Here is a 22,083-nt window from a genome sequence, read left to right as displayed (position 1 = left end):
CATGCTGACATGCATAGACGGCGTCCTGAGCAAGGATGATGTGGCGGAATTCCGCCGCATCATGGACGCCAGCGAATGGGAGGACGGCCGTTCTACCGCGGGCGCGCAGTCAGCCGTGGTCAAGCGCAACGAGCAGTTGCCGCCGGATAGCGAGGTCGCGCGCAAGCTCGGCCATCGCATCATCTCCGCGCTGACGGCGAACCCGCGGTTCCTGGCCGCGGCGATCCCGCTCCAGATCTTTCCGCCGCTGTTCAATCGCTATGCGGCGGACGGCGGCCACCATTTCGGCCTGCATGTCGACAACGCGATCCGCGGCGACCGGCTGACCGGCCTTCGCATCCGCACGGATCTTTCGGTCACGCTGTTCCTCAGCGAGCCCGAGGATTACGACGGTGGCGAACTTGTGATCGAGGACACCTACGGTTCTCACGAAGTCAAGTTGCCAGCCGGGGACTGTGTGCTCTATCCCTCGACGAGCCTGCATCTGGTCACGCCGGTGACCAGAGGGGCCCGGGTTGCGTCTTTCTTCTGGGTTCAGAGCATGATACGGGAAGATCAAGCCCGCAGCATGATCTTTGACCTCGACACCGCCATTCAGGCGCTGGTGGCTCGGCTCGGGCATGACGATCCCGAAACGGTCAAATTGACGGGTATCTATCACAACCTCATTCGCATCTGGGCCGAAGTATGAAGATCACATCTTTCCAACGAAGCCTCGCTACAGCCGTGCTGCTGGCGGCCGCCTGGCTCGCAGTTCCTGTTTCTGCCCAGACACAAGTCCAGCCGGCGGCGCCGGCGCGGCCGGTTGCGGCACCGGCACCTGTGGCGGCTCAGCCGGCTCCGGCTGCTCCCGCCGTTGCGGCGCCCGCGCCATCCACTGCCGCCCCCGCGGCGGTTAGCCCTGCGGCCGCAGCGCCCAGCGCGACCGAGGCTGCCGTGGCCCCGGCATCCGACACGGGTGGCACTGCGAAGGCCGGCATCGCGCCGGCCATGAAGGAACTGTCGCCGTGGGTGATGTTCATGTCGGCGGACATCATCGTGAAGGCGGTGATGATCGGGCTTGCCTTCGCTTCGCTCGTGACCTGGACGGTGTTTATCGCGAAGTCGATCGAGCTGTCGGTCGCGTCCGCCAAGCTCCGTTCGGCGCTGAAGAAGGTGGGGGAGGTGCGCTCGCTTGCGGAAGCCCAGATGGCGCTCGGCAGCAAGGAGGGCATCCTGCCGTCGTTCCTGGCGGCCGCGCTGCGTGAGGCACGGATGTCGGCCGGTCTGTCCAGCGATACCGGCATCAAGGAGCGTGCGGCCTCGAGCTTCGCCGAGATCGTGCGTGCCGAGCAGCGGCGCATCCGCATCGGCATGGGCTTCCTCGCCACGATCGGCTCGACGTCGCCCTTCGTCGGTCTGTTCGGCACCGTGTGGGGCATCATGAACAGTTTCATCGGCATCTCGAAGTCGCAGACCACCAACCTCGCGGTGGTCGCGCCGGGCATCGCCGAGGCGCTGCTCGCCACCGCCATCGGTCTCGTTGCGGCGATCCCCGCCGTCATCATCTACAATCACTTCTCGCGCGTGACGAAGAGCTATCTCGAACTCGTCAGCCGCGCCTCGGGTGCTGCGGCCCGGCTGTTGTCGCGCGATCTCGACCGCAGCCACGGCGGCGCGCATTCGCGCGCGGCGGAGTAAGCCATGGCCGTTTCGCTCACCGACAACGATGACGACGACGATTTCGCGGAGACGCACGAGATCAACGTCACGCCGTTCATCGACGTCATCCTGGTGCTGCTGATCATCTTCATGGTCGCGGCACCGTTGTCGACCGTCGATCTGCCGATCGACCTGCCGACCTCGAGCGCGACGCCGCAGAAGAAGCCGGACAAGCCGACCTATGTCAGCATCAAGCCCGATCTGACGCTCGCGATCGGCGAAAACGCGGTCAAGCGAACCGATCTGGTCAGCTCGCTCGACGGGATCGCCGACATGAGCAAGGACAAATACGTGTTCCTCCGCGCCGACAAGGCCGTGCCTTACGGCGAGCTGATGGGCGTCATGGAAATCCTGCGGTCCGGCGGCTATTCTCGGATCAAGCTGGTGGCGCTCGAAGCACCTCCTGCCGCGGCTGGGCCGGCGCAAGGAGCTGTGCAACCCTGATGGCAGCGCGATGTCCGATCCTGTGATCGAAGCGAAACCATCCCGGCGGCTGTGGATCCTGGCCGCGATCGCCGCGATCGGCCTGCATCTTGGCGGGGCTGCGCTGGCGCTCGCCAACCTTCGTGCTGACGACGGTGACGACGGCCTCGGCGCCAACGGCGCGGAATATGCCGTCGAGATGACCTCGCCGAAACTTCCCGAGACGGATCTGCCGCCTGGCCCGGACAGCGAAGCCTCGCAGTTCCAGCCGCAGCAGATGCAGCAGCAGGCTGAGGTGAAAGAGACCGATCTGCCGAAGGAAATACCTCAGGAAGCCGAAGATCCGGACCGGCTCGTCACCGAGAATGACTCCAAGAAGCCGGTTGAGGACACCACGAAAGTGGCCAAGGTCGAAACCCAGGCGGTCGAGGAGATGCCGAACGCGCAGGAATCGGCAAGGCAGGCGCTGAACGAAGACGCGCGCGAGGACGAGAAGGCGGCCGCCCCGCACCAGGGCATCGGCAAGGATGTTCGCAAGCTGACGGCCGAGTGGGGCAAGCGGATCAGCGCCTATTTCGAGCTTCACAAGCGCTATCCCAAGGACAAGAGCAAGACGACGACGGTCAAGCTCAGCCTGGTCCTGAACCGCCGCGGCAATGTTGTTTCGGTCGACGTGGCCGAGTCCTCAGGCGATCCGGCGTTCGACAGCGAGGCCATCTCCATGGTGCGCCGCTCGGATCCCGTGCCGGCCCCACCGGCTGACCTCAAGGACGATCAGTTCGCCTTCAGCCTGCCGGTGAATTTCAAGAAGCCGCCGAAATGATCGGCATGGCCGTCAGCGCCAGTAGAACTTGATCGAGACGTAGACCACGACCAGGCAGGCGAAGATCAGCGCCACCGGAGCGACCGTTCGTCAACTTCGAGGCATCGCCACCTCAAATCTGGTAGCGATGCCCATTGCGCACTCGGAAAGACCGCGAGCGCCGGACGTCTCAGCCCAATCGTCGTCCCGCCGTCTCTGTCGTGGCCAGCACGCATCCGGCGGTGATCGCGCAGCCGATCATGAGAAAGATCGAAATCGGCCAGGACGCGCCGCCTGCCTGTGCGACGAGGAACGTCGCGATCATCGGGGTCAATCCACCGATGATATTAGCAAGCTGAAAGCCGGGCGAAATGCCGGTGTAGCGGACGCCGGTCGCAAAACTTTCTGAGAAGAACGCCGGCTGCACCGCGAACATCGCGGCCAGCGCCACGGCATAGCCGAAAACGATGGCGAGGAAGAACAGCACCGGATTGGCGGTGTTGATCAGCCAGAATAGCGGGAAGGCGAAGACCGCTGCGAGACAGGCGCCGAACAAGTAGACGGGGCGCCGGCCGATCCTGTCCGAGAGCGCGCCGAACATGGGTACGGTGAAGATGCCGACGCCGCTGGCCGCGAGCAGCGCGATCAGGACGTGTTGGGAGGTGAGGCCGACCGTGCGTGTCGCGTAGGACAGCAGGAAGCCGATCACCAGCCAGCCGAGGATGATCTCGCCGGTGCGCATGCCCATTGCGACCAGAACCGTTTTCTTGCCGTTGCGCAAAATCTCCATGATGGGGGCTCGTTGCGCAGCTTGCGGTTTGCGCGCTGTGGCTTCGAACACCGGACTTTCATCGACCTTGCTGCGAATGAACGAGCCAACCGCCAGTAGCAAGATGCTGATCAGGAACGGGACTCGCCAGCCGTCGCCGTTGAGGCTGTCTTGCGGCAGGACGGCAAAGACCAGGGTCGATGTAAACAATCCAATGACGTTGCCAAGCTGGACGAACGTTCCGTAGAAGCCGCGCCGGCCGGCGGGGGCATATTCCACGATCATTGTGGCCGCTCCACCCCATTCGCCGCCGATGGCAAAGCCCTGCAGCAGCCGCAACAGGATGATGATGGCCGGCGCCAGCAGCCCGATGTTGTCGTAGCTCGGCACCAACCCGATCGCAAAGGTCGACAAGCCCATGATCGTGAGCGACGCAACCAGGGTGGCCTTGCGCCCGAAGCGATCGCCAAAATGTCCGAACACGATTGCGCCGAGCGGGCGTGTCAGGAACGGATCGCGAGCGTCGCATAGGCCGCCATGATGCCGGCGTAGGGCGACAGCGTCGGGAAGAAAACCCGCGGGAACACCAGCGCCGCCGCCGTTCCGTAGATGAAGAAGTCGTAGAATTCGATCGTGGTGCCGATAAGACTCGATCCGACGACGGTTGCAAGCTTGGAGCGGCTTCGCGCAGGCGTGTCGATCGCACCGTCTGCGACCAGATCTTGTTCGCTCATAGTTCTCCCCTGATTTTTTGCTTGTTTGAATGGAATGGCGCGGCTGGCCCGCTCGGTGGCCCCGTTTCGCTCGGACAGCCGCTCGCGTCCGCCCGCGAGCGGGAGCGGATCGCGACGTTCGATTGTGTGTGAGGTCGAAGCGGGCCGCGCCGAAGGCGCTAGATGCCCAGGCTCTTGAGGGCCTGATCGATCGCCTTCTGCTCGTCGCTGACATCATCCATCGGTGCGCGCGGATAGAAGAAGCCGAGTCCCTGACGATGCTGGATGTACTTCACGCAAGCCGGCAGGTTGTCATGGCGCAGCACGTTCCAGAGCTGGTTGAGCTTGTTGTGAATGTCGAGCGCATTATCGTGGTCCTTCGACTGAACCGCTTTCCATAGCTTGACACACGTGCCGGGGACTGCCGCGGTTAGCGCGCTGATCGCGCCATGGGCGCCGAGCGCGAACGACGGATAGAGCAGGGCGTCGATACCGCTCAGCACGACGTTCTCGGGTGAGACGCTGCCCATCAGGTCGGAGACAGATTTGAGATCGCCCGAACTCTGCTTCATGCCGACGACGCCCGGCACCTCGCGCATCACTCGAAGCATCAGTTCGACACTGAGATAGTTCCAGGGGATCACGTTGTAAATGAGGATGGGAATGCCGGTTTCCTCGTAGATCGCGCGAAAATGCTCGACGGTGTTCTCGGCGCTCGGCTTGAACAGATAGTGCACCGGCGTGATCTGGAGTGCGGTGATGTTGAGTTCGCGTAGCGCCCGCATGCGCACGATCGCTTCGCGGGTGCTGTTGACGATCAGCCCGACGATGAGGGGCTTGCGGCCGCCGAGCGCATCGTGGCTCGCATGCATGACCTTGGTGAATTCATCGGCGCCGAGCGTATGGCCTTCGCCGGTGCTGCCGCCGACCACGATCCCGTTGACGCCTTTCTCGATCGCGAAATCCACCTGCTCCTTGATCGCGGAGAACACGATGTCGCCGCGCCGGTCGAACGGCATGGTGAAAGGCGGAAGGATGGCTGTGAGGACGTTGCGGAGATTGGTGGCTTTGGTCTTCGGATTATCAAGTACGGCTGTTGACACAGTGCGCTCCTCTGATCGCGGAATCCGGCCCGACCTGGAAGTGGGCGCCCTCGCTCCTGCCATGCAGTAAGGTTTGGGGCGTTTCCTCCAGAACGGTTTGTCCGTCCGCTTGTGACTTCTTGAACGGACCCACTGTTGCGAGGTGACACACGGCTGTCAACCATATATCGGGATTCAATCCCGATATATGGGATAACAAGGAAGTTTTCGACGTCATATCCCGTATGTGCTAATGCAATCCCGATATCCGGAATAAGGTGATCTTTTTGCCCAGTATCGATCTGTCTCAGACTGCTCCCACACGCCCGGACGAGGGGCTGAAGTCGCTCGTCAAAGTGGTGCGTATCCTCGACGTGTTCTCGCGCACCGCACGCGCCCTCTCGCTGGCCGAGATCTGCCAGCGGACTGGTTATCCCCGGAGCACGACCCACCGATTGCTGTCTTCGATGCGCGAGGCCGGATTGCTCGATCAGGACCGTAATCGCGACCGCTATCGGCTGGGCCTGAAGCTCTACGAACTCGGAAACACAGTTCTCGCCAACATGGACCTACACCGCGAGGCACGGCCCTATGTCGAGGCGCTCGGTCGCCTCACTGGGCAAGTCGTCCACCTTGCCGTGTTCGACGGGCGCCACGCCGTGGTCATCGGTAAATCGGAATCTCAGATCGACGCGACCTCAGGTGCGTTCCTGGAATCGGCACCGGCCCACTGCACCAGTGTCGGCAAAGCGATCCTGGCATATCAAGCCGAGACCGTGCTCGAGACTTTCCTCGCCGAAGGGCTTGCCCGCTTCACCGATACCACAATCACCGATCCCGTGGCGCTGCGGCAAGAACTGGAGTTGACGCGTAACCGCGGCTACGCGATCGATCACGCCGAGCACCAACCAGGCCTGAATTGCGTGGGGGCTCCGGTCCGCGATCTCTCGGGACGGGTTTTCGCCGCCGTCAGCGTCAGTGGCCCGGCCTGGAAGACGCCGCTAAGTGAAGCGGCGCGGATTGCGAAGATCGTTATTCATCATGCCGACGCCATAAGCCGCGCGCTCGGTCACGGGGATAGCGTCTGCCACTGGATGAGTGCAGTGTCTGAACTATCGCCAGTAGAACTTGATCGAGACGTAGACCACGACCAGGCAGGCGAAGATCAGCGCCACCGGGAGGGGGCGCTTCTCGGTCCCACCAAACATCGTCGCGCCGAACCTGGCGGCCTTCTTCGGCTTGGGCGACGGGCGCCGGAAGGCGGTAACATTGTCCGCCACCGGCTCGGCCGGCCGGCTGCGGACGTCGGGCGGGTTCCCGCCTCCGCCCATCTCCAGATAATAGGATTTGTAGACCTCGGCGATCGTGGCTTCGGCCGCCTCGTCCTCGCTCATCCGCTCCAGCAGCTTCTTGTAGCCGTCGAGGAAGCCCTGTGCGTCCTCCGGCAGGGCCGACAACCCGTTCAGCTTGGCCATCATCTTCCAGGTGGCGAAATCGGCGCGGGCACGGGTGTCGGCGCGTCGCGCGATCAGCATATCGGCAGCTTTGACCAAGTTGGCCTCTAGCCCTTCGGCTTTGTCTTCAAGTGCAGGATCTAAAACAGTGCCGCTTCAACTACGCATTGCCGGTCAGCAAGAGAACAGCTTGAATCACATAACCGGTCAACGTTCGTAGTATTGCTGAAATAACATCAAGATTTAGACCGAACTGGGAACCGGCCAGCGGCAGCAGGATCAGGAGCGCGATCAGGATCATCATTCCGAACGGCTCGAGCCTTGACAGAGGCAAAGCGAGCGGCCGCGGCAAGAGCCCGACCGCGACACGCCCACCGTCGAGCGGCGGGATCGGCATCATGTTGAAGACCGCCAGCACGGCATTGATCAGCAGCGCGTTCTTGAGATTGTCGAAGATCCATTGCGCCGAACCGGCCGGAGCCCATGGCAGGGCATGAAGGGCGAGGCCCGCGGCGAGCGCCAGCACGATGTTGGTAGCGGGACCGGCCAGGGCGACCCAGACCATGTCCAGCTTGGGATTGTTGAGATTGCGAAAATTCACCGGGACCGGCTTGGCGTAGCCAAACAGGAACGGCGAATGCGCAAACAGCAGCATCGCCGGCAGGATCAGCGTGCCGAACGGGTCGATGTGGCGGAGCGGATTGAAGCTGACGCGGCCGAGCTGCCAGGCGGTGTTGTCGCCAAGACGATGTGCGACGAAGCCGTGTGCGGCTTCATGGAAGGTGATGGCGAGCACCAGCGGCAGCACCCACGCCGAGAGGTCATAGAGAGAAATGTTCACGTCGCATCTGTCCCGGTTTTTGCCTGGTCGCCTTGCAGACGACCCGGCCAAACCGTCGGTGCAGCAACGCTTCACTTCAACATAGGGTGGCCGGTTCCGAAATACCACGCTGCAAATGATCGGCGAGCAGTGCCGCCGGGCGCGACAGGTGACGTGCCCGGTGGAGGCGGATGTCCCCCAACGGCAGCGGCGGCAGGCCGTCGCGGGGGCCGAAAGCACGAAGACTGGACGGCAGGGTACTGGCCTTGACCACGGTGACCGCGAGGCCTTGTGCGGCGATCGATTCCACCGCCGCCAGCGTCCGGCTGACAAAGGCGAGCCGCCAAAGCCGGCCGGCGCGATCGAGTGCCTCCGCGGCCCATTGGCGAAACAGGCAGCCGGGCGGATAGAGCGCGACCGGCAGGGTATCGTCTACCATGGCACGGCATGCGGCGGCGGCCGCCCAGACGGCCTGCTCGCGCCGCAACAGCTCCCCATCGCCGCGCCCTTGCGGATGCATGGCGATGACGAGGTCAAAGGCCTCGCCGAGCCGGGCCGGCATGGTCGCGGTCAGCCCGGTCTCGATCTCGACCCGCACCGTCGGTTGCTTATTGGCGAAGCTCGCCAGCAGGGGCGGAATGACGATCGTGCCATAATCGTCCATCACCCCGAGGCGGATGACAGCCTCCGGCTTGCGTGCGCGCAACGCGCCGACTGCTTCTGCATGGAGGGCAAGGATGCGCTGCGCATAGGCACGCAGCTCATGGCCTGCGGCGGTCGGCACGACGCCGGCCCGATTGCGCTGAAACAGTTTTGCGCCGAGCCGCTGCTCGAGGCGCCTGATCTGCACGCTCACGGTCGACTGGGTCCGGTTGAGCTGATCCGCTGCGCGCGTGAACGAGCGATGCTCGGCGACGGCGAGAAAAGCCTTGAGCAGGTCGGGATCGAGATCGGGCGTGGTCATCACGAAACGTTATCCCAGCATGACGGAAATTCCATTCCCAGTTTCGGCGCGCCCGGTATGCTGTTCGTCCAGGCGTTCGGCGGGGAGGAATTGTGGGCGAGATTTTTGGCGTTCTGGCTGCGGTGCTGTCGAGTGCGCTGGGCGGCACCTCGATCGGCGCCACGCGCTATCTCGTGACCAGCATCGATCCGCTGGCGATCGGCTCGTTCCGGTTCGGGATCGGCTGTCTCCTGCTGCTGCCGCTGACATGGCTGCGTGGCGATCGATGGCCGGGGCGCGGCGACTGGGCCGCGACAATCGGGCTCGGCATCCTGTTTTTCGCGCTGTTTCCGATCCTGTTCAACGCATCACTGATCTTCACCACAGCGGCGCGCGGCGCGCTCGCGCTGTCGACGCTGCCGCTGTTGACGCTGATGATCGGCGCCGCGCTCGGCAGCGAGGCCCTGAGCTGGCGCAAGTCGATCGGCGTCGTGGTGGCAACTCTGGCGTTGCCATCGCGCTGCTCACCGATCTCGGTTCGGCGCCGTCAGGCGCCTGGCGCGGCGATCTCCTGATGATGGCGGCTGCGCTATGCATGGCGCTGTACGGCATCTGGTCGAAGCCGCTGATCCGGCGTTCCAGCCCGATCGCCTTCACCACCATGAGCATGGCGGCGGGCGCGTGTTGCCTCATCCTTCTCTCGTGTCTCCGCGGCAGCTTCGCGCCCGTCGCAGATTTCAGTACGCCGCAATGGCTCGCCGCGCTCTATCTCGGCGCCTTCGGAGCGGCGCTGACCTTCCATCTCTGGGCCTTCGCGCTGGAGCGGACCACACCGACACGCGTGGCGATCTCGGTGACGGTCAATCCGATCACGGCATCGCTGGTCGGCGCCTGGCTGCTGAACGAGCCGCTGCGCTGGAATCTCGTGGCCGGCATCGTCGCGGTGTTCGCCGGAATCTGGTTGGCGACGACGACGGGACGGCGCGCCCGGGCCGCCAGCATGTCCGTTTCAAACCAGCTCTGAGCTCACGTGGGGATCGTCGTCTCATATTGCCGGAGCCCGTCCTCGAGCTTCAGCCAGGCGAGCTTTTCCGAGACCCAGATGTGCTCGGTCGGCACGAAGGCATTGCGGTCGTCGAACGTCGCGAGCGCCACGCCCGCCAGCGTGCCGTTGCGGCGCCAGGAGAACAGGCGCGTGCCGCATGTCTTGCAGAACACGCGGTCGATATTCTCCGACGATGCGTAGCGGCCGGTATCACCCTCGACGGTCAGCGCTTTCTGGTCGAATTGGGCGCGGGCGAAGTAGGGCGAGCCCATCGCCTTCTGGCAGATGCGACAATGGCAGATGCGGACGTTCAGCGGCTCGCCTTCCGCCTTGAACCGCACCGCGCCGCACAGGCATCCACCTTCCCGGACCATGGCTGTCTCAGTAGGTCGCACGACCGCCGGAGATGTCGAAGACCGCTCCGGTGGAGAAGGCACAATCTTCGGATGCAAGCCACGCGGCCATCGCGGCGAGCTCCTCGACCAGCACGAAACGCGCTTTCGGGATTTTCGCCAGCATGAAATCGATATGCTGCTGCGTCATCTGGTCGAAGATCGCCGTCTTCGCCGCCGCCGGCGTCACCGCATTCACGAGAATGTCGTGAGCGGCGAGCTCCTTGCCGAGCGACTTCGTTAGCGCGATCAGGCCGGCCTTGGACGCAGAATAGTGCGAGGCGTTCGGATTGCCTTCCTTGCCGGCGATCGAGGCGATGTTCACGATACGCCCGTATTTCTGCTTGAGCATCGTGGGCACGATGGCCTTGCAGACGATGAAGGGGCCGTCGAGATTGATGCGCAGCACCTTGCGCCATTCCTCGAGATCGGTCTCCCAGACCGGCTTGTTGACTCCGGCGATGCCGGCATTGTTGACGAGGATGTCGATCTTGCCGAAGGCGGCGAGCGTCGCGTCGCGTGCCTGCTCGACGCCGGCGGTGTCGGTGACGTCGACCTTGAAGACGCGGACGTTGTCGCCGATGTCCTTCGCCGTCTTCTCGGCCAGCGCGGCATCGAAATCCCAGATCGCGACCTTGGCGCCGGATGCGACGAATCGCTCGGTGATCGCGCGACCAAAGCCCTGAGCGCCGCCTGTGACGACGGCGACGCGGCCGTTGAGATCAATCTTGTTCATGAGATGTGATCCCCGGAGTGTCAGAGCATGTAGCCGCCGTCGACGACGAGGTCGACGCCGGTGGTGAAGGCGCTCTCGTCGCTGCCGAGATAGATCGCCATATTGGCGATTTCGTCGGCGGTGCCGAGCCGGCCCATCTTCTGGCGGGAGATGAACATCTCCTTGCCCTGCGGCCCTTGGGCTGCGGCGCGGTCGAGCATCGAGGGGGTCTCGACGGTGCCCGGGCAGATCGCGTTGCAGCGGATGCCCTTGGTGATGAAATCGAGCGCGACGGCGCGGGTCAGCAGCGACACCGCGGCTTTCGACGAGCTGTAGACATAGCGGTTCGCCGGCGGCCGCAGCGCCGCGCAGGACGAGATGTTGACGATGCTGCCGCCGCCGCCCGCGAGCATCTCGGGCAGGAACGCCTTGATGGTCCGGTGCATCGACTTGACGTTGATGTCGAACGAGAAATCAAAATCCTCCTCCGAGCACTCCAGGATGGTGCCGTGATGCACGAAGCCGGCGGCATTGAGCAGGATGTCGATCTTGCCGATGCGCTTGGCGAAGGCATTGACGTCGGCGGTGTTGCGCACGTCGAGCTTTGCGGTCTCGGCGATGCCTTCCTTGGACAGGCCCGCGATGCCGGCTTCGTTGATGTCGGTGGCGATGACGGTTGCGCCTTCACGAGTGAACGCGAGCGCGCATGCGCGCCCGATGCCTGCGGCTGCAGCCGTGATGACGGCGCGCTTACCCTTGAGGCGGTCTGCCATGTTGTTTTTCTCCTCACCCTTGAATTTGATTGCTATGCCGTCATTGCGAGCGAAGCGAAGCAATCCAGACTCTTGCCGCTGAGGCACTCTGGATTGCTTCGTCGCTTCGCTCCTCGCAATAACGCGCGGTTAGTGATTATCCCGCGCCACACCAAAGCTGCCGGCGACATTCTGGTAGCGCGTGGCGAGCTCCATGCAGGCGCCGGTGGCGTGTTGGCCTACGGTGTTGCGATAGAGTTCCTGCCATGGCGTCTGGTTCGGCGGATGCTTGAAGCCGCCATTGGCCTTGAGTTCGGCGTGGCGCTTCTTCAGCTCGTCGTCCGAGATCAGGATGTTGGCGCTGCCCTTGTTGAGGTCGATGCGGACCTTGTCGCCGGTCTTGAGGATCGCGAGCCCGCCATTGGCGGCCGCTTCCGGCGAGGCGTTCAGGATCGACGGCGAGCCCGAGGTGCCGGACTGGCGGCCGTCGCCGATGCAGGGTAGGGCGAGGATGCCGCGTTTGATCAGCGCCGCGGGCGGCTGCATGTTCACGACCTCCGCGCCACCGGGATAGCCGATCGGCCCGGTGCCGCGGATGAACAGCACGCAATGCTCGTCAATGTCGAGCGAGGCATCGTCGATCCGCGCGTGATAGTCCTCCGGGCCTTCGAACACGATGGCACGGCCCTCGAAGGCGTTGAGGTCTTTCGGATTGCTCAGATAGCGCTCGCGGAATTCCTTGGAGATCACGGAGGTCTTCATGATCGCGGAATCGAACAGATTGCCCTTCAGCACCAGGAAGCCGGCGTCCTTCACCAGCGGCTTGTCATAAGCCCAGATCACATCGTTGTCGGGCTTGGGCGCATGCTTGCAGTTCTCGCCGATGCCGCGGCCGTTCACCGTGACCGCGTCCTCATGGATGCGCTTGTGCTTCATCAATTCGCGCACCACGGCCGGCACGCCGCCGGCGCGGTGGAATTCCTCGCCGAGATAGAAGCCGGCCGGCTGCATGTTCACCAGCAGCGGCACGTCGTGGCCGAATTTCTGCCAGTCGTCGATCGACAGCTCCACGCCGATGTGGCGGGCCAACGCGTTGATGTGGATCGGCGCGTTGGTCGAGCCGCCGATCGCCGAGTTGATGACGATGCAGTTCTCGAACGCCTTGCGGGTCAGGATGTCCGACGGCTTGAGGTCTTCCCAGACCATCTCGACGGCGCGCTTGCCGGTCTCGTAGGCGATCTGACCGCGCTCGCGGTAGGGAGCGGGGATGGCCGCGCAGCCCGGCAGCGAGAAGCCGAGCGCTTCGGCGAGCCCGTTCATGGTCGACGCCGTGCCCATGGTGTTGCAATGGCCGACCGAGGGCGCCGAGGACGCCACGATCTCCATGAATTCTTCGTAGTCGATCTCGCCGGCGGCAAGCCGCTCGCGCGACTTCCAGACGATGGTGCCGGAGCCGGTGCGCTCGCCGGCATGCCAGCCGTTGAGCATCGGGCCGCCCGACAGCACGATCGCGGGCAGGTTCACGGTCGCCGCCGCCATCATGCAGGCCGGCGTGGTCTTGTCGCAGCCGGTGGTCAGCACCACGCCGTCGAGCGGATAGCCGTAGAGGATCTCGACCAGACCGAGATAAGCGAGGTTGCGGTCGAGCGCCGCGGTGGGCCGCTTGCCGGTCTCCTGGATCGGGTGGGTCGGGAATTCCATCGCAATGCCGCCGGCCTCGCGGATGCCTTCGCGGACACGGTGGGCCAGCTCGATGTGATGCCGGTTGCAAGGAGAAAGGTCGTTGCCGGTCTGGGCGATGCCGATGATTGGCTTGCCGGACTGCAACTCGGCGCGGGTGAGGCCGTAGTTCAGATAGCGCTCCATGTAGAGCGCAGTCATCCCCGGGTTATGCGGGTTGTTGAACCATTCCTGTGAGCGAAGGTGGCGGCGGGTGCCGTTACCGGCGGGCGCATGCCCATTGGTTGGGGTTTTTGTCATTGGGTTTCTCCTTCAATGCAAACGCACGGACCGACGTCCGGGATGTCGATCGATGCGATGCCCGGCAGCGCGAGCATGTAACAAGGGCCCGCCTGCTGGCGAACGTTTCCTCACAAGTGCGATACTACTCATGGGTCGTTGGTAACGCTATCATTTTGTACGGCCGGCGCCCGTTCCGATGCGCGCGGGCCGGCTGCGGGCCGCTGCGCCTGCGAACTCTGCCGCTCGATCACCGTAAAGCCGAGATCGAGCACCGGCTGTTCAGGACGCGTGCCTTCGATCGCCTCGATCAGCATCGCGGCAGCAGCGCTGCCCATTTCGTAACGGTTGGTCCGCACGCTCGTCAGCGTCGGCACCGAGGAAGCCATGAATTCGAGGTCGTTGAAGCCGACGATCGCGATCTGCTCGGGGACCGGGATCTCTCGTCGCCGGCATTCGAACAGCACACCGAGCGCGAGGTCGTCATTGGCGCAGAATACCGAGTCGATGCCGGGCTCGCGCGCGAGCAGATCGGCGAACAGCGCGCCGCCGAGCGTCACCGAGGTCGGCGTCGCCGTCGTCATGATCAGCCTTTGGTCGAACAGGCCGGCGTCCTTCATGGACGCGACATAGCCGTCGAGCCGGCGCTGCACCCGCGGGTCCATGCGTGCGCCGACGAAGCCGATCCTGCGGTGACCCTGCGCGAACAAATGGGCAATCGCCGCGCGCGCCGCATCATAATGGGAAAACCCGATCATCATGTCCACGGGGTTAGGACCGATCTCCATGATCTGCACGATCGGGCAGTCGGCCGCCTCCAGCATCGCGCGCGATTCCGTGGTCTGGTCGATGCCTGTGACGATCAGTCCCGCCGGCTTCTGCGCCAGAAACAGGCGCAACAGCTTCTCCTCCTGGAGAATAGAGTAGCGCGTGTTGGACAACTGGATCGAGTAACGGCTGCTTTCGGAGGCGTCATAGATGCCGCGCAGCACGTCGGAGAACACGTTGTTGGTCAGTGACGGAATCAAGACGCCGATCACCTCGGTGCGCTGCGAGGCCAGCGCGCGCGCCGCAAGGTTGGGCACGTAGCCGAGCTCCTGGGCCGCGCTTTCGACCCGCGTCCGCTTGGCCACCGACAGCGCCTCGGGATTGCGGAAGAAACGGGAGGCGGTAATCGGGCTGACGCCGGCGAGCTCGGCGACTTCTGCCAGCCGAATCTTGCCAGACTTGGTGCGCTTTCGACCCATTTGTTGCTCTTAACACAGCCTCTTCCCCAAACAAAGGATCGTTGACAGCGCTACCAGCAACGACTAACCAAAGACAAATTGCCAAAGCCGCACAAACTGCCGACAATGTTGCCCGTTAAGAGGTGCTTCGGGTCGGCGAAGTTCAGAAAAAACAAGACGGTGGCGGCGCCGCAGTTGCGTCGTCTAAGTCGGAGGAGGGAGCTAGATGTCGTCTGTGCAAATCCGCGACGTGCGGAAATCGTTCGGCAATTTTGAAGTCCTGCACGGCGTCTCGATTCCGATCGAGGACGGCCAGTTCGTGGTCCTGGTTGGCCCTTCCGGCTGCGGCAAGTCGACGCTTCTACGCATGCTCGCAGGTCTCGAGAACATCACCTCGGGCACCATCTCGATCGGCGACCGCGTCGTCAACAATGTCCAGCCCAAGGAGCGAGACATTGCGATGGTGTTCCAGAACTACGCGCTCTATCCGCACATGACGGTTGGCGAAAACATGGGCTTCTCGCTGAAGCTGCGCAACGCCGGCTCCGACGAGATCAACAAGCGCGTCAAGCGCGCCGCCGAAATTCTCGCGCTGACGCCATTGCTCGAGCGCTACCCGCGCCAGCTCTCCGGCGGTCAGCGCCAGCGCGTCGCCATGGGCCGCGCCATCGTGCGCGATCCCCAGGTCTTCCTGTTCGACGAGCCCTTGTCGAACCTCGACGCCAAGCTGCGCGTCGCCATGCGCACCGAGATCAAGGAACTGCATCAGCGGCTCAAGACCACGACCGTCTACGTTACCCACGACCAGATCGAGGCCATGACCATGGCCGACAAGATCGTCGTGATGCATGACGGCATCGTCGAGCAGATGGGCACTCCGCTCGAGCTCTATGACAAGCCGGAAAACCAGTTCGTTGCAGGCTTCATCGGCTCGCCCGCGATGAACTTCCTGAAGGGGCATGTCCGCGTCAATGGGGTTGCGACCTTCGAGGGGCCGAACGGTGTCAAGCTGCCGCTCAAGAATGCGCCGGCTAACTCGGATGGCAAGCCTGTGGTCTACGGCGTCCGTCCTGAGCACTTCACCATCGCCGACGACGGCGCCGACGCCGAGATCGTCGTGGTCGAGCCGACCGGCTCGGAGACGCAGGTGTTTGCGAAGGTCGGCGGCGAGCAGGTCGTCGCGGTCTTCCGCGAGCGCCACACGTTCAAGCCGGGCGACAAGGTCAAGTTGAAGCCCGATCCGACCCTGGTACATCTGTTCGACGAGGCGACGGGTAAGCGCGTGTAGCGGCGTTTCGTGACGTAAGACGACCAAATACAAACATAAAATTCAGGGAGAGAACGATGAGCCATTTCGACAGGCGTAGTGTGCTTAAAGCAAGCCTGGGCGGCGCAGCTTTGCTCGCTGGCCCAGGTATCGTCCCGGTCCGTGCTGCGGAGTGGACCAACACGCCGGAGCCGAATGCCTCCATTCGCGTGCTGCGCTGGAAGCAGTTCATCCAGGCCGAGTTCGACAAGTTCGCCGAGCAGACCAAGAAGTTCTCCGAGAAGACCGGCGTCAAGGTGAAGCTCGAGGCCGAGAGCTGGGAAGACATCCGGCCGAAGGCCGCGGTTGCCGCCAATGTCGGCGCGGGCCCCGATCTGATCATCGGCACGCTCGACGATCCCTTCAAATTCCCCGAGAAGCTGATCGACATGACCGACGTCGCCGATTACCTCGGCAAGCAGTATGGCGGCTGGTATCCGGTGGCCGAGCGCTACGGCAAGAAGGGCAACAGCTGGATCGCCATTCCGCAAGGCGCGACCGGCGGCTGTCTGAACTACCGCATCAGCCACGTGAAGGCCGCGGGCTTCGACGAATTCCCGAAGGACACCGACGGCTTCCTCAAGCTGTGCCAGGCTCTGAAGAAGAACAACACGCCGGCCGGTTTCGCGCTCGGCCATGCCACGGGCGACGCCAACGGCTGGTGCCAGTGGGCGCTGTGGGCGTTCGGCGGCAAGGTCGTCAACGACAAGAACGAGGTCGTGATCGACTCGCCGGAGACGATCGCTGCGATCGAATACGTCAAGCAGCTCTATGCGACGTTCATTCCGGGCGTGTTGTCGTGGAACGACTCGAACAACAACAAGGCGTTCCTGAACGGCGAGCTCAGTCTCACCCTGAACGGCATCTCGATCTGGACCGTCGGCAAGAACTCCCCTGATCCCAAACAGCAGGAGATCGCCAAGGACATGAACCATGCGCCGATGCCGATCGGGCCCGTGGGCGTGCCGACCGAGCAGCAGAACGTGCTGGTCTACTACGGCTACAAGCACTCGAAGTATCCGAAGGCGGTCAAGGAATACATCAAGTTCATGATGGACAAGGAGAACTATGACGCGTGGGAAGTTGCCTCCAACGGCTACGTCTCGCCGCCGCTCCCGGCCTACAACGATAACCCGGTCTGGACCTCCGATCCCAAGATCACGCCGTATCGGGACTGTCTGAAGCGCTGCCGCGACAACGGCTATGCCGGAGATCTCGGCTACGCCTCGGCCGCCGTTATGGGCGACTTCGTCGTGGTCGACATGTTCGCGGAAGCTGCGTCCGGACAAACCACGCCGAAGGAAGCGGCAGCCCGCGCTGCCGAACGTGCCAAGCGCTATTACCAGGTCTGATCAGCCAGAATCGGCGGCGTCCAATATGCTGGGCGCCGCCGTTGTCGTTCTTTGAGGAATCCGACATGGCCGTTATCGCCGAGCCCGTCGCCGCGCAGGTCAAGCGCAGCAGCTTGTGGAGCAGGGCGTTCGAAAGCCGACATTTTCTCGGCGCGATGTTCATGGTGCCGGCGATCGCCATCCTGATCCTGTTTCTGGCTTATCCCCTCGCGCTGGGCTTCTGGCTCGGTATGACCGACACCAAGATCGGGGCGTCGGCCGTTACATCGGCTTCGCAAACTTCGTCTCGCTCTCCAAAGATTCCGTGTTCTGGCTGTCCGTGTTCAACACCATTTTCTATACGGTGTTCGCGAGCATCGTGAAATTCGCGATGGGACTTTACCTGGCGTTGCTGCTCAACGAGCGGCTGCCGTTCAAGTCGATGGTCCGCGCCATCGTGCTGTTGCCCTTCGTTGTGCCGACCGTGCTGTCGGCGATCGCCTTCTGGTGGATCTATGACAGCCAGTTCTCGATCATCTCCTGGGTGCTCATCAAGGCCGGCCTCCTGACCCATTACATCGATTTCCTCGGCGATCCCTGGAATGCGCGCTGGTCGGTGGTGCTCGCCAACATCTGGCGCGGCGTCCCCTTTGTCGCCATCACGCTGCTGGCGGGATTGCAGACCATCTCGCCGTCGCTTTACGAGGCTGCCAATCTCGATGGCGCCACCAATCTGCAGCGCTTCCGCCACATCACGCTGCCGATGCTATCGCCGATCATCGCGGTGGTGATGACGTTCTCGGTGCTGATGACGTTCACCGACTTCCAGCTGATCTACACCATCACGCGCGGCGGTCCGATCAACGCCACGCACCTGATGGCGACGCTGTCGTTCCAGCGCGCCATCACCGGCGGCAATCTCGGCGAGGGCGCGGCGATCTCGAACGCGATGATCCCGTTCCTGGTCGCGGCAATCCTGTTGAGCTTCTTCGGGCTTCAGCGCTCCCGCTGGCAGCAGGGCGGGAGGGACTGACCATGACCACCGTGGACGACCAAAGCGTCGGAATGGACTACCTGGAAAGTTTCCCGCGGAAATTCCTCCGCGTCTATCTTCCGCTCGGCCTCATCATCGTCTTCCTTCTGTTCCCGTTCTACTGGATGGCGGTGACGACGTTCAAGCCGGACGCGGAGATGTACGACTATGAGAAGTACAATCCGTTCCTGATTGCGCACCCGACGCTCGAGCATATCAAGAAGCTGTTCTTCGATACCGACTATCCTCTGTGGATGTGGAATACGGTCATCGTCTCGGTATCCTCGACCTTCATCTCGCTGTTCGCCAGCGTCTGCGCGGCTTACGCGATCGAGCGTCTGCGCTACAAGGGCTCGCGCTATGTCGGCCTGGCGATCTTCCTCGGCTATCTCGTCCCGCCCTCGATCCTGTTCATTCCGCTGGCCGCGATCGTGTTTCAGCTCGGCCTGTTCGACGGCAATCTGGCGCTGATCCTGACCTATCCGACCTTCCTGATCCCGTTCTGCACCTGGCTCCTGATGGGCTATTTCCGCACCATTCCTTACGAGCTCGAGGAATGCGCGCTGATCGACGGGGCAACGCGGCTCCAGATCCTGACCAAGATCACGCTGCCGCTGTCGCTGCCGGGGGTGATCTCGGCGGGCATCTTCGCCTTCACGTTGTCCTGGAACGAGTTCATTTACGCGCTGACCTTCATCTCCTCATCGGAAAACAAGACGATTCCGGTCGGTGCCATCACCGAGCTCGTCAATGGCGACGTCTATCATTGGGGCGCCCTGATGGCGGCGGCCCTGACCGGCTCGGTCCCCGTAGTTATCCTTTATTCCTTCTTCGTAGAGTACTATGTGTCGGCCATGACCGGCGCCGTGAAGGAATGATCGCGGGGCCCGCCTGAGAACGCGCCGGACCTTCAAGAGCGGCGCGTTCCGGACAATAAGAAGGAGTAAGCTCTTGCACATTCTGGTTCTGGGCGCTGCCGGCATGGTCGGCCGCAAATTGTGTGAACGGCTGTTGCGCGACGGCCGGCTCGGCAAGAGCGACATCACCAAGCTGACCATGCACGACGTGGTCGAGCCCAGGAAGCCGGAGAAGGCAGGTTTCCTCGTCGAGACCGTCTCTGGCGATTTCGCCGTCCCGGGTGCTGCCGAAAAGCTGATCGCCGGCCGCCCCGACGTGATCTTCCATCTCGCTGCGATCGTCTCCGGCGAGGCCGAGCTCGATTTCGAGAAGGGCTACCGCATCAATCTCGACGGCACGTGGATGCTGCTCGATGCCATCCGCCTCGTTGGCGGCGGCTACAAGCCGCGATTGGTGTTCACGTCCTCGATCGCGGTGTTCGGTGCGCCGTTCCCCGATGCAATCGGCGACGAGTTCTTCCACACGCCGCTGCTCAGCTACGGCACCCAGAAGGCAATTGGCGAGCTGCTGCTTGCGGATTATTCGCGTCGCGGCTTTCTCGACGGCATCGGCATCCGCCTGCCGACCATCTGCATACGTCCCGGCCTGCCCAACAAGGCGGCTTCGGGCTTCTTCTCCAACATCTTGCGCGAGCCGCTCGCCGGCAAGGAAGCGGTCCTCCCGGTGTCGGAGGACGTCCGCCACTGGCACGCCACGCCGCGTTCGGCCGTCGGCTTCCTGCTCCATGCCGGCACCATGGACCTCGCCAAGGTCGGTCCGCGCCGCAACCTGACCATGCCGGGCTTGTCGGCCACGGTCGGCGAGCAGATCGCCGCGCTGAAGCGGGTTGCGGGCGAGAAGGTCGCCGCTCGCATCAAGCGCGAGCCCGATCCGTTCATCGTCGGCATCGTTGGCGGCTGGCCGCGCAATTTCAATGCGATGCGGTCGCGCGAGCTCGGCTTCACCACGGAAGAGAAGACCTTCGACGATATCATCCGCATTCACATCGACGACGAGCTCGGCGGCAATTTCGTCGCCTGATCGTTAAAGATGAACAGCCCGGATATGACGATGGCGAGCGTTGCTTGCATCGGTGAATGCATGGTCGAGCTCCGGCAGGCCCAAGGTGGGCAGGCCGGGCAGGGTGGCGGCCTGTTCTCGCGCGGCTTCGGCGGCGATACCCTCAACACGGCGGTGTATCTGGCGCGGCTCGAGGTCAAGGTCGACTATCTCACCGCACTCGGCGACGACGGCATGAGCGAGGAGATGATCGCGGCCTGGAATGCCGAGGGCGTCGGCACGCGCCGCGTGGTGCGACTGCCGGACAAACTGCCCGGCCTCTACATGATCCAGCTCGATGCCAAGGGCGAGCGTCAGTTCTTCCACTGGCGCGACAGCGCGGCGGCGCGCCAACTGATGAGCCTGCCAGAGACAGACGAGCTCCTGAACTCGCTGATGAGCTATGACATCGTCTATCTCTCCGCGATCACGCTCTCGATCTACGAGGCGGCCGGACGCGATCGCCTGTTCGCGGCGATCAAGCGTGCCCGGCTGCTCGGCACCCGCTTCGTATTCGACACCAATTTTCGCGCACGCGGCTGGCCCGATCGCGATGTCGCGCGCGAGGTATTCGCCGCGGCGTTTGCGGCGGCCGACATCGTGCTGACCTCGACCGAGGATCTGCTTGCGCTCTATCCCGGCGAGAGCCCCGCGCAATTGATGGCGCGCATCCCGGCGCCCGAGCTGGTGTTCCGGCTCGCCGAGCCTGTCAGTCTGCTGCGCTTTCCCGGTGGCACGAGCGAGGTCCGCGCCGAACAAATGACCAAATCGGTCGTTGACACCACTGCGGCAGGGGACAGCTTTGCCGCGGCTTATATTGCGGCTCGCCTGGCGGGTTCCGAACCGGTGGAGGCCGCCCAGGCCGGGCACCGCCTTGCCAGCCTCGTGATCTGCTATCCCGGCGCCATCATTCCGGGCTATGCCATGCCGCCGAAGAAGCGGCACCGGCCGACGACCACGCGTCAAGCGACCAAGTGAAACGAAAGCCAAGATGACCACGACCGCCCAACAGAACCACCTTGCCGCCCTGTTCAAGGCCGCGACCGTCATTCCCGTCCTCACCATCGAGCGTATCCAGGATGCCGTGCCGCTGGCGCGTGCGCTGGTGGCCGGCGGCGTCCGCACACTGGAGGTGACCTTGCGCACCCCCGTTGCGATCGAGGCGGCGAGGGCGATGATGGCCGAGGTCCCCGAGGCGACCGTCGGCATCGGCACGATTCTCAATCCGGCCGACTTCACCCGTGTCGAGAAGCTCGGCGTCGCGTTCGGCATCAGCCCGGGCCTGACGCCGGATCTGTTGAAGGCCGCCACCCATAGCTCCTTGCCGTTTGCGCCGGGCATTGCCACGGCGTCCGAACTGATGATGGCGCTGTCCTACGGCTTCGACGTCGCAAAATTCTTTCCGGCCGAGCAGGCGGGCGGCATCAAGGGGCTGCGCGCGCTGGGCGGACCGTTCCCCAACGTGCGGTTCTGTCCGACCGGCGGGGTCGGCGAGGCCAACGCGGCGATCTGGCTCGCCGAGCCCAATGTGGTCGCGGTCGGCGGTTCCTGGCTCTGCCCGACCGCGGAGATCAGGGCCGGGAACTGGGCCGGCATAACTGCCATCTGTCAGCGCACCCTCCAGGCCCTTAAACCTGCGTGAAGTCTTGCCGTCCCTGCGC

23 protein-coding genes and 2 pseudogenes are annotated in these 22,083 nt (G+C 63.5%); 14 read left to right on the top strand and 11 right to left on the bottom strand.

All coding sequences use genetic code 11. From position 1 onward, the window contains the following. Window position 1 precedes the first annotated feature (1 nt). The 4 genes from ACTGJ9_RS28170 to ACTGJ9_RS28155 are packed head-to-tail and all read left to right on the top strand — an operon-like array spanning window position 2 to window position 2,947. Complete coding sequence (locus ACTGJ9_RS28170) at window positions 2-691, top strand: Fe2+-dependent dioxygenase (RefSeq protein WP_456673741.1); 690 nt, start codon at window positions 2-4, stop codon at window positions 689-691. Continuing rightward, complete coding sequence (exbB, locus tag ACTGJ9_RS28165) at window positions 688-1,680, top strand: tonB-system energizer ExbB (RefSeq protein WP_456673740.1); 993 nt, start codon at window positions 688-690, stop codon at window positions 1,678-1,680. Before ACTGJ9_RS28170 ends, exbB begins: the two co-directional genes overlap by 4 nt. A gap of 3 nt (window positions 1,681-1,683) precedes the next feature. Then, on the top strand, window positions 1,684-2,145 hold the full coding sequence (exbD, locus tag ACTGJ9_RS28160; protein WP_456673739.1) for a TonB system transport protein ExbD: 462 nt from the start codon (window positions 1,684-1,686) through the stop codon (window positions 2,143-2,145). A gap of 10 nt (window positions 2,146-2,155) precedes the next feature. Next, a complete protein-coding gene (locus ACTGJ9_RS28155; protein ID WP_456673738.1) occupies window positions 2,156-2,947 on the top strand; it encodes an energy transducer TonB family protein in 792 nt (263 codons plus the stop codon). Between the two features lie 169 nt (window positions 2,948-3,116). On the opposite strand, the gene ACTGJ9_RS28150 is transcribed toward ACTGJ9_RS28155, so the two are convergent. From ACTGJ9_RS28150 to ACTGJ9_RS28140, 3 genes are all read right to left on the bottom strand, one after another. Continuing rightward, the gene (locus tag ACTGJ9_RS28150; protein ID WP_456673737.1) at window positions 3,117-4,178 is read right to left on the bottom strand and encodes an MFS transporter; all 1,062 of its coding nucleotides are present in this window, start codon (window positions 4,176-4,178) and stop codon (window positions 3,117-3,119) included. 20 nt (window positions 4,179-4,198) lie between these two features. Then, on the bottom strand, window positions 4,199-4,429 hold the full coding sequence (locus tag ACTGJ9_RS28145) for a hypothetical protein (RefSeq protein ID WP_456673736.1): 231 nt from the start codon (window positions 4,427-4,429) through the stop codon (window positions 4,199-4,201). Window positions 4,430-4,587: 158 nt separating this feature from the next. After that, a complete protein-coding gene (locus tag ACTGJ9_RS28140; protein WP_456673735.1) occupies window positions 4,588-5,511 on the bottom strand; it encodes a dihydrodipicolinate synthase family protein in 924 nt (307 codons plus the stop codon). Window positions 5,512-5,768: 257 nt separating this feature from the next. On the opposite strand from ACTGJ9_RS28140, the pseudogene ACTGJ9_RS28135 reads away from it, so the two are divergent. Next, a pseudogene (locus ACTGJ9_RS28135) lies at window positions 5,769-6,491 on the top strand (IclR family transcriptional regulator); the annotation flags it as partial. 111 nt (window positions 6,492-6,602) lie between these two features. Here the strand turns inward: ACTGJ9_RS28135 and ACTGJ9_RS28130 are convergent. From ACTGJ9_RS28130 to ACTGJ9_RS28120, 3 genes are all read right to left on the bottom strand, one after another. Next, window positions 6,603-7,025 carry a hypothetical protein gene (locus ACTGJ9_RS28130; RefSeq protein ID WP_456678650.1) on the bottom strand — a complete coding sequence of 141 codons (423 nt, stop codon included), beginning with the start codon at window positions 7,023-7,025 and terminating at the stop codon, window positions 6,603-6,605. A 79-nt stretch (window positions 7,026-7,104) separates the two neighbouring features. Further along, window positions 7,105-7,785 (bottom strand): site-2 protease family protein, encoded by a 681-nt coding sequence (locus ACTGJ9_RS28125; RefSeq protein WP_456673734.1) that lies wholly within the window; start codon window positions 7,783-7,785, stop codon window positions 7,105-7,107. 76 nt (window positions 7,786-7,861) lie between these two features. After that, on the bottom strand, window positions 7,862-8,728 hold the full coding sequence (locus tag ACTGJ9_RS28120; RefSeq protein WP_456678649.1) for a LysR family transcriptional regulator: 867 nt from the start codon (window positions 8,726-8,728) through the stop codon (window positions 7,862-7,864). Between the two features lie 92 nt (window positions 8,729-8,820). Here ACTGJ9_RS28120 and ACTGJ9_RS28115 point away from each other — a divergent pair, with 92 nt between their 5' ends. Continuing rightward, window positions 8,821-9,282, top strand: coding sequence for an EamA family transporter (locus tag ACTGJ9_RS28115; RefSeq protein WP_456673733.1), 462 nt, complete (start codon window positions 8,821-8,823; stop codon window positions 9,280-9,282). Then, window positions 9,282-9,731 (top strand): DMT family transporter, encoded by a 450-nt coding sequence (locus tag ACTGJ9_RS28110; RefSeq protein ID WP_456673732.1) that lies wholly within the window; start codon window positions 9,282-9,284, stop codon window positions 9,729-9,731. The genes ACTGJ9_RS28115 and ACTGJ9_RS28110 overlap by 1 nt, the downstream gene beginning before the upstream one ends. Before the next feature lie 2 nt (window positions 9,732-9,733). On the opposite strand, the gene ACTGJ9_RS28105 is transcribed toward ACTGJ9_RS28110, so the two are convergent. From ACTGJ9_RS28105 to gntR, 5 genes are all read right to left on the bottom strand, one after another. Then, complete coding sequence (locus tag ACTGJ9_RS28105; RefSeq protein ID WP_456673731.1) at window positions 9,734-10,126, bottom strand: GFA family protein; 393 nt, start codon at window positions 10,124-10,126, stop codon at window positions 9,734-9,736. 7 nt (window positions 10,127-10,133) lie between these two features. Then, complete coding sequence (locus tag ACTGJ9_RS28100; RefSeq protein ID WP_456673730.1) at window positions 10,134-10,880, bottom strand: SDR family NAD(P)-dependent oxidoreductase; 747 nt, start codon at window positions 10,878-10,880, stop codon at window positions 10,134-10,136. A gap of 20 nt (window positions 10,881-10,900) precedes the next feature. Further along, the gene (locus ACTGJ9_RS28095) at window positions 10,901-11,632 is read right to left on the bottom strand and encodes an SDR family oxidoreductase (RefSeq protein WP_456673729.1); all 732 of its coding nucleotides are present in this window, start codon (window positions 11,630-11,632) and stop codon (window positions 10,901-10,903) included. Between the two features lie 129 nt (window positions 11,633-11,761). Further along, complete coding sequence (locus ACTGJ9_RS28090; RefSeq protein WP_456673728.1) at window positions 11,762-13,591, bottom strand: IlvD/Edd family dehydratase; 1,830 nt, start codon at window positions 13,589-13,591, stop codon at window positions 11,762-11,764. A 128-nt stretch (window positions 13,592-13,719) separates the two neighbouring features. Next, entirely contained in the window at window positions 13,720-14,817 is a 1,098-nt protein-coding gene (gntR, locus tag ACTGJ9_RS28085) for an HTH-type transcriptional regulator GntR (RefSeq protein ID WP_456673727.1), read from the bottom strand. Between the two features lie 205 nt (window positions 14,818-15,022). Here gntR and ACTGJ9_RS28080 point away from each other — a divergent pair, with 205 nt between their 5' ends. The 7 genes and pseudogenes from ACTGJ9_RS28080 to eda all read left to right on the top strand — a co-directional run bounded on the left by ACTGJ9_RS28080 (window position 15,023) and on the right by eda (window position 22,064). After that, a complete protein-coding gene (locus ACTGJ9_RS28080; protein ID WP_456673726.1) occupies window positions 15,023-16,084 on the top strand; it encodes an ABC transporter ATP-binding protein in 1,062 nt (353 codons plus the stop codon). A 56-nt stretch (window positions 16,085-16,140) separates the two neighbouring features. Further along, window positions 16,141-17,454, top strand: a complete 1,314-nt coding sequence (locus ACTGJ9_RS28075; protein WP_456673725.1) for an ABC transporter substrate-binding protein — start codon at window positions 16,141-16,143, stop codon at window positions 17,452-17,454. A gap of 65 nt (window positions 17,455-17,519) precedes the next feature. Next, window positions 17,520-18,466 (top strand): annotated as a pseudogene (locus tag ACTGJ9_RS28070) (carbohydrate ABC transporter permease). 2 nt (window positions 18,467-18,468) lie between these two features. After that, complete coding sequence (locus ACTGJ9_RS28065) at window positions 18,469-19,344, top strand: carbohydrate ABC transporter permease (RefSeq protein WP_254130836.1); 876 nt, start codon at window positions 18,469-18,471, stop codon at window positions 19,342-19,344. A gap of 73 nt (window positions 19,345-19,417) precedes the next feature. Next, complete coding sequence (denD, locus tag ACTGJ9_RS28060; protein WP_456673724.1) at window positions 19,418-20,404, top strand: D-erythronate dehydrogenase; 987 nt, start codon at window positions 19,418-19,420, stop codon at window positions 20,402-20,404. A gap of 30 nt (window positions 20,405-20,434) precedes the next feature. Further along, window positions 20,435-21,400 (top strand): sugar kinase, encoded by a 966-nt coding sequence (locus ACTGJ9_RS28055; protein ID WP_456673723.1) that lies wholly within the window; start codon window positions 20,435-20,437, stop codon window positions 21,398-21,400. Between the two features lie 13 nt (window positions 21,401-21,413). Continuing rightward, on the top strand, window positions 21,414-22,064 hold the full coding sequence (eda, locus tag ACTGJ9_RS28050) for a bifunctional 4-hydroxy-2-oxoglutarate aldolase/2-dehydro-3-deoxy-phosphogluconate aldolase (protein ID WP_456673722.1): 651 nt from the start codon (window positions 21,414-21,416) through the stop codon (window positions 22,062-22,064). Window positions 22,065-22,083 lie beyond the last annotated feature (19 nt).

The sequence above is a fragment of the Bradyrhizobium sp. RDM12 genome, from assembly GCF_051917485.1.
Taxonomy (GTDB): domain Bacteria; phylum Pseudomonadota; class Alphaproteobacteria; order Rhizobiales; family Xanthobacteraceae; genus Bradyrhizobium.
The sequence above is the reverse complement of the archived record's forward strand: the minus strand, read 5'-3'. Positions and strand labels throughout refer to the sequence as shown.

Excerpts from the sequence above, each read along its gene's own strand:
- ACTGJ9_RS28170 (WP_456673741.1), top strand. The coding sequence starts at position 2 with ATGCTGACATGCATAGACGGCGTCCTGAGCAAGGATGATGTGGCGGAA.
- exbB (WP_456673740.1), top strand. The coding sequence starts at position 688 with ATGAAGATCACATCTTTCCAACGAAGCCTCGCTACAGCCGTGCTGCTG.
- exbD (WP_456673739.1), top strand. The coding sequence starts at position 1,684 with ATGGCCGTTTCGCTCACCGACAACGATGACGACGACGATTTCGCGGAG.
- ACTGJ9_RS28155 (WP_456673738.1), top strand. The coding sequence starts at position 2,156 with ATGTCCGATCCTGTGATCGAAGCGAAACCATCCCGGCGGCTGTGGATC.
- ACTGJ9_RS28145 (WP_456673736.1), bottom strand. The coding sequence starts at position 4,429 with ATGAGCGAACAAGATCTGGTCGCAGACGGTGCGATCGACACGCCTGCG.
- ACTGJ9_RS28130 (WP_456678650.1), bottom strand. The coding sequence starts at position 7,025 with ATGCTGATCGCGCGACGCGCCGACACCCGTGCCCGCGCCGATTTCGCC.
- ACTGJ9_RS28120 (WP_456678649.1), bottom strand. The coding sequence starts at position 8,728 with ATGACCACGCCCGATCTCGATCCCGACCTGCTCAAGGCTTTTCTCGCC.
- ACTGJ9_RS28110 (WP_456673732.1), top strand. The coding sequence starts at position 9,282 with ATGATGGCGGCTGCGCTATGCATGGCGCTGTACGGCATCTGGTCGAAG.
- ACTGJ9_RS28105 (WP_456673731.1), bottom strand. The coding sequence starts at position 10,126 with ATGGTCCGGGAAGGTGGATGCCTGTGCGGCGCGGTGCGGTTCAAGGCG.
- ACTGJ9_RS28100 (WP_456673730.1), bottom strand. The coding sequence starts at position 10,880 with ATGAACAAGATTGATCTCAACGGCCGCGTCGCCGTCGTCACAGGCGGC.
- ACTGJ9_RS28095 (WP_456673729.1), bottom strand. The coding sequence starts at position 11,632 with ATGGCAGACCGCCTCAAGGGTAAGCGCGCCGTCATCACGGCTGCAGCC.
- ACTGJ9_RS28090 (WP_456673728.1), bottom strand. The coding sequence starts at position 13,591 with ATGACAAAAACCCCAACCAATGGGCATGCGCCCGCCGGTAACGGCACC.
- gntR (WP_456673727.1), bottom strand. The coding sequence starts at position 14,817 with ATGGGTCGAAAGCGCACCAAGTCTGGCAAGATTCGGCTGGCAGAAGTC.
- ACTGJ9_RS28080 (WP_456673726.1), top strand. The coding sequence starts at position 15,023 with ATGTCGTCTGTGCAAATCCGCGACGTGCGGAAATCGTTCGGCAATTTT.
- ACTGJ9_RS28075 (WP_456673725.1), top strand. The coding sequence starts at position 16,141 with ATGAGCCATTTCGACAGGCGTAGTGTGCTTAAAGCAAGCCTGGGCGGC.
- ACTGJ9_RS28065 (WP_254130836.1), top strand. The coding sequence starts at position 18,469 with ATGACCACCGTGGACGACCAAAGCGTCGGAATGGACTACCTGGAAAGT.
- ACTGJ9_RS28055 (WP_456673723.1), top strand. The coding sequence starts at position 20,435 with ATGGCGAGCGTTGCTTGCATCGGTGAATGCATGGTCGAGCTCCGGCAG.
- eda (WP_456673722.1), top strand. The coding sequence starts at position 21,414 with ATGACCACGACCGCCCAACAGAACCACCTTGCCGCCCTGTTCAAGGCC.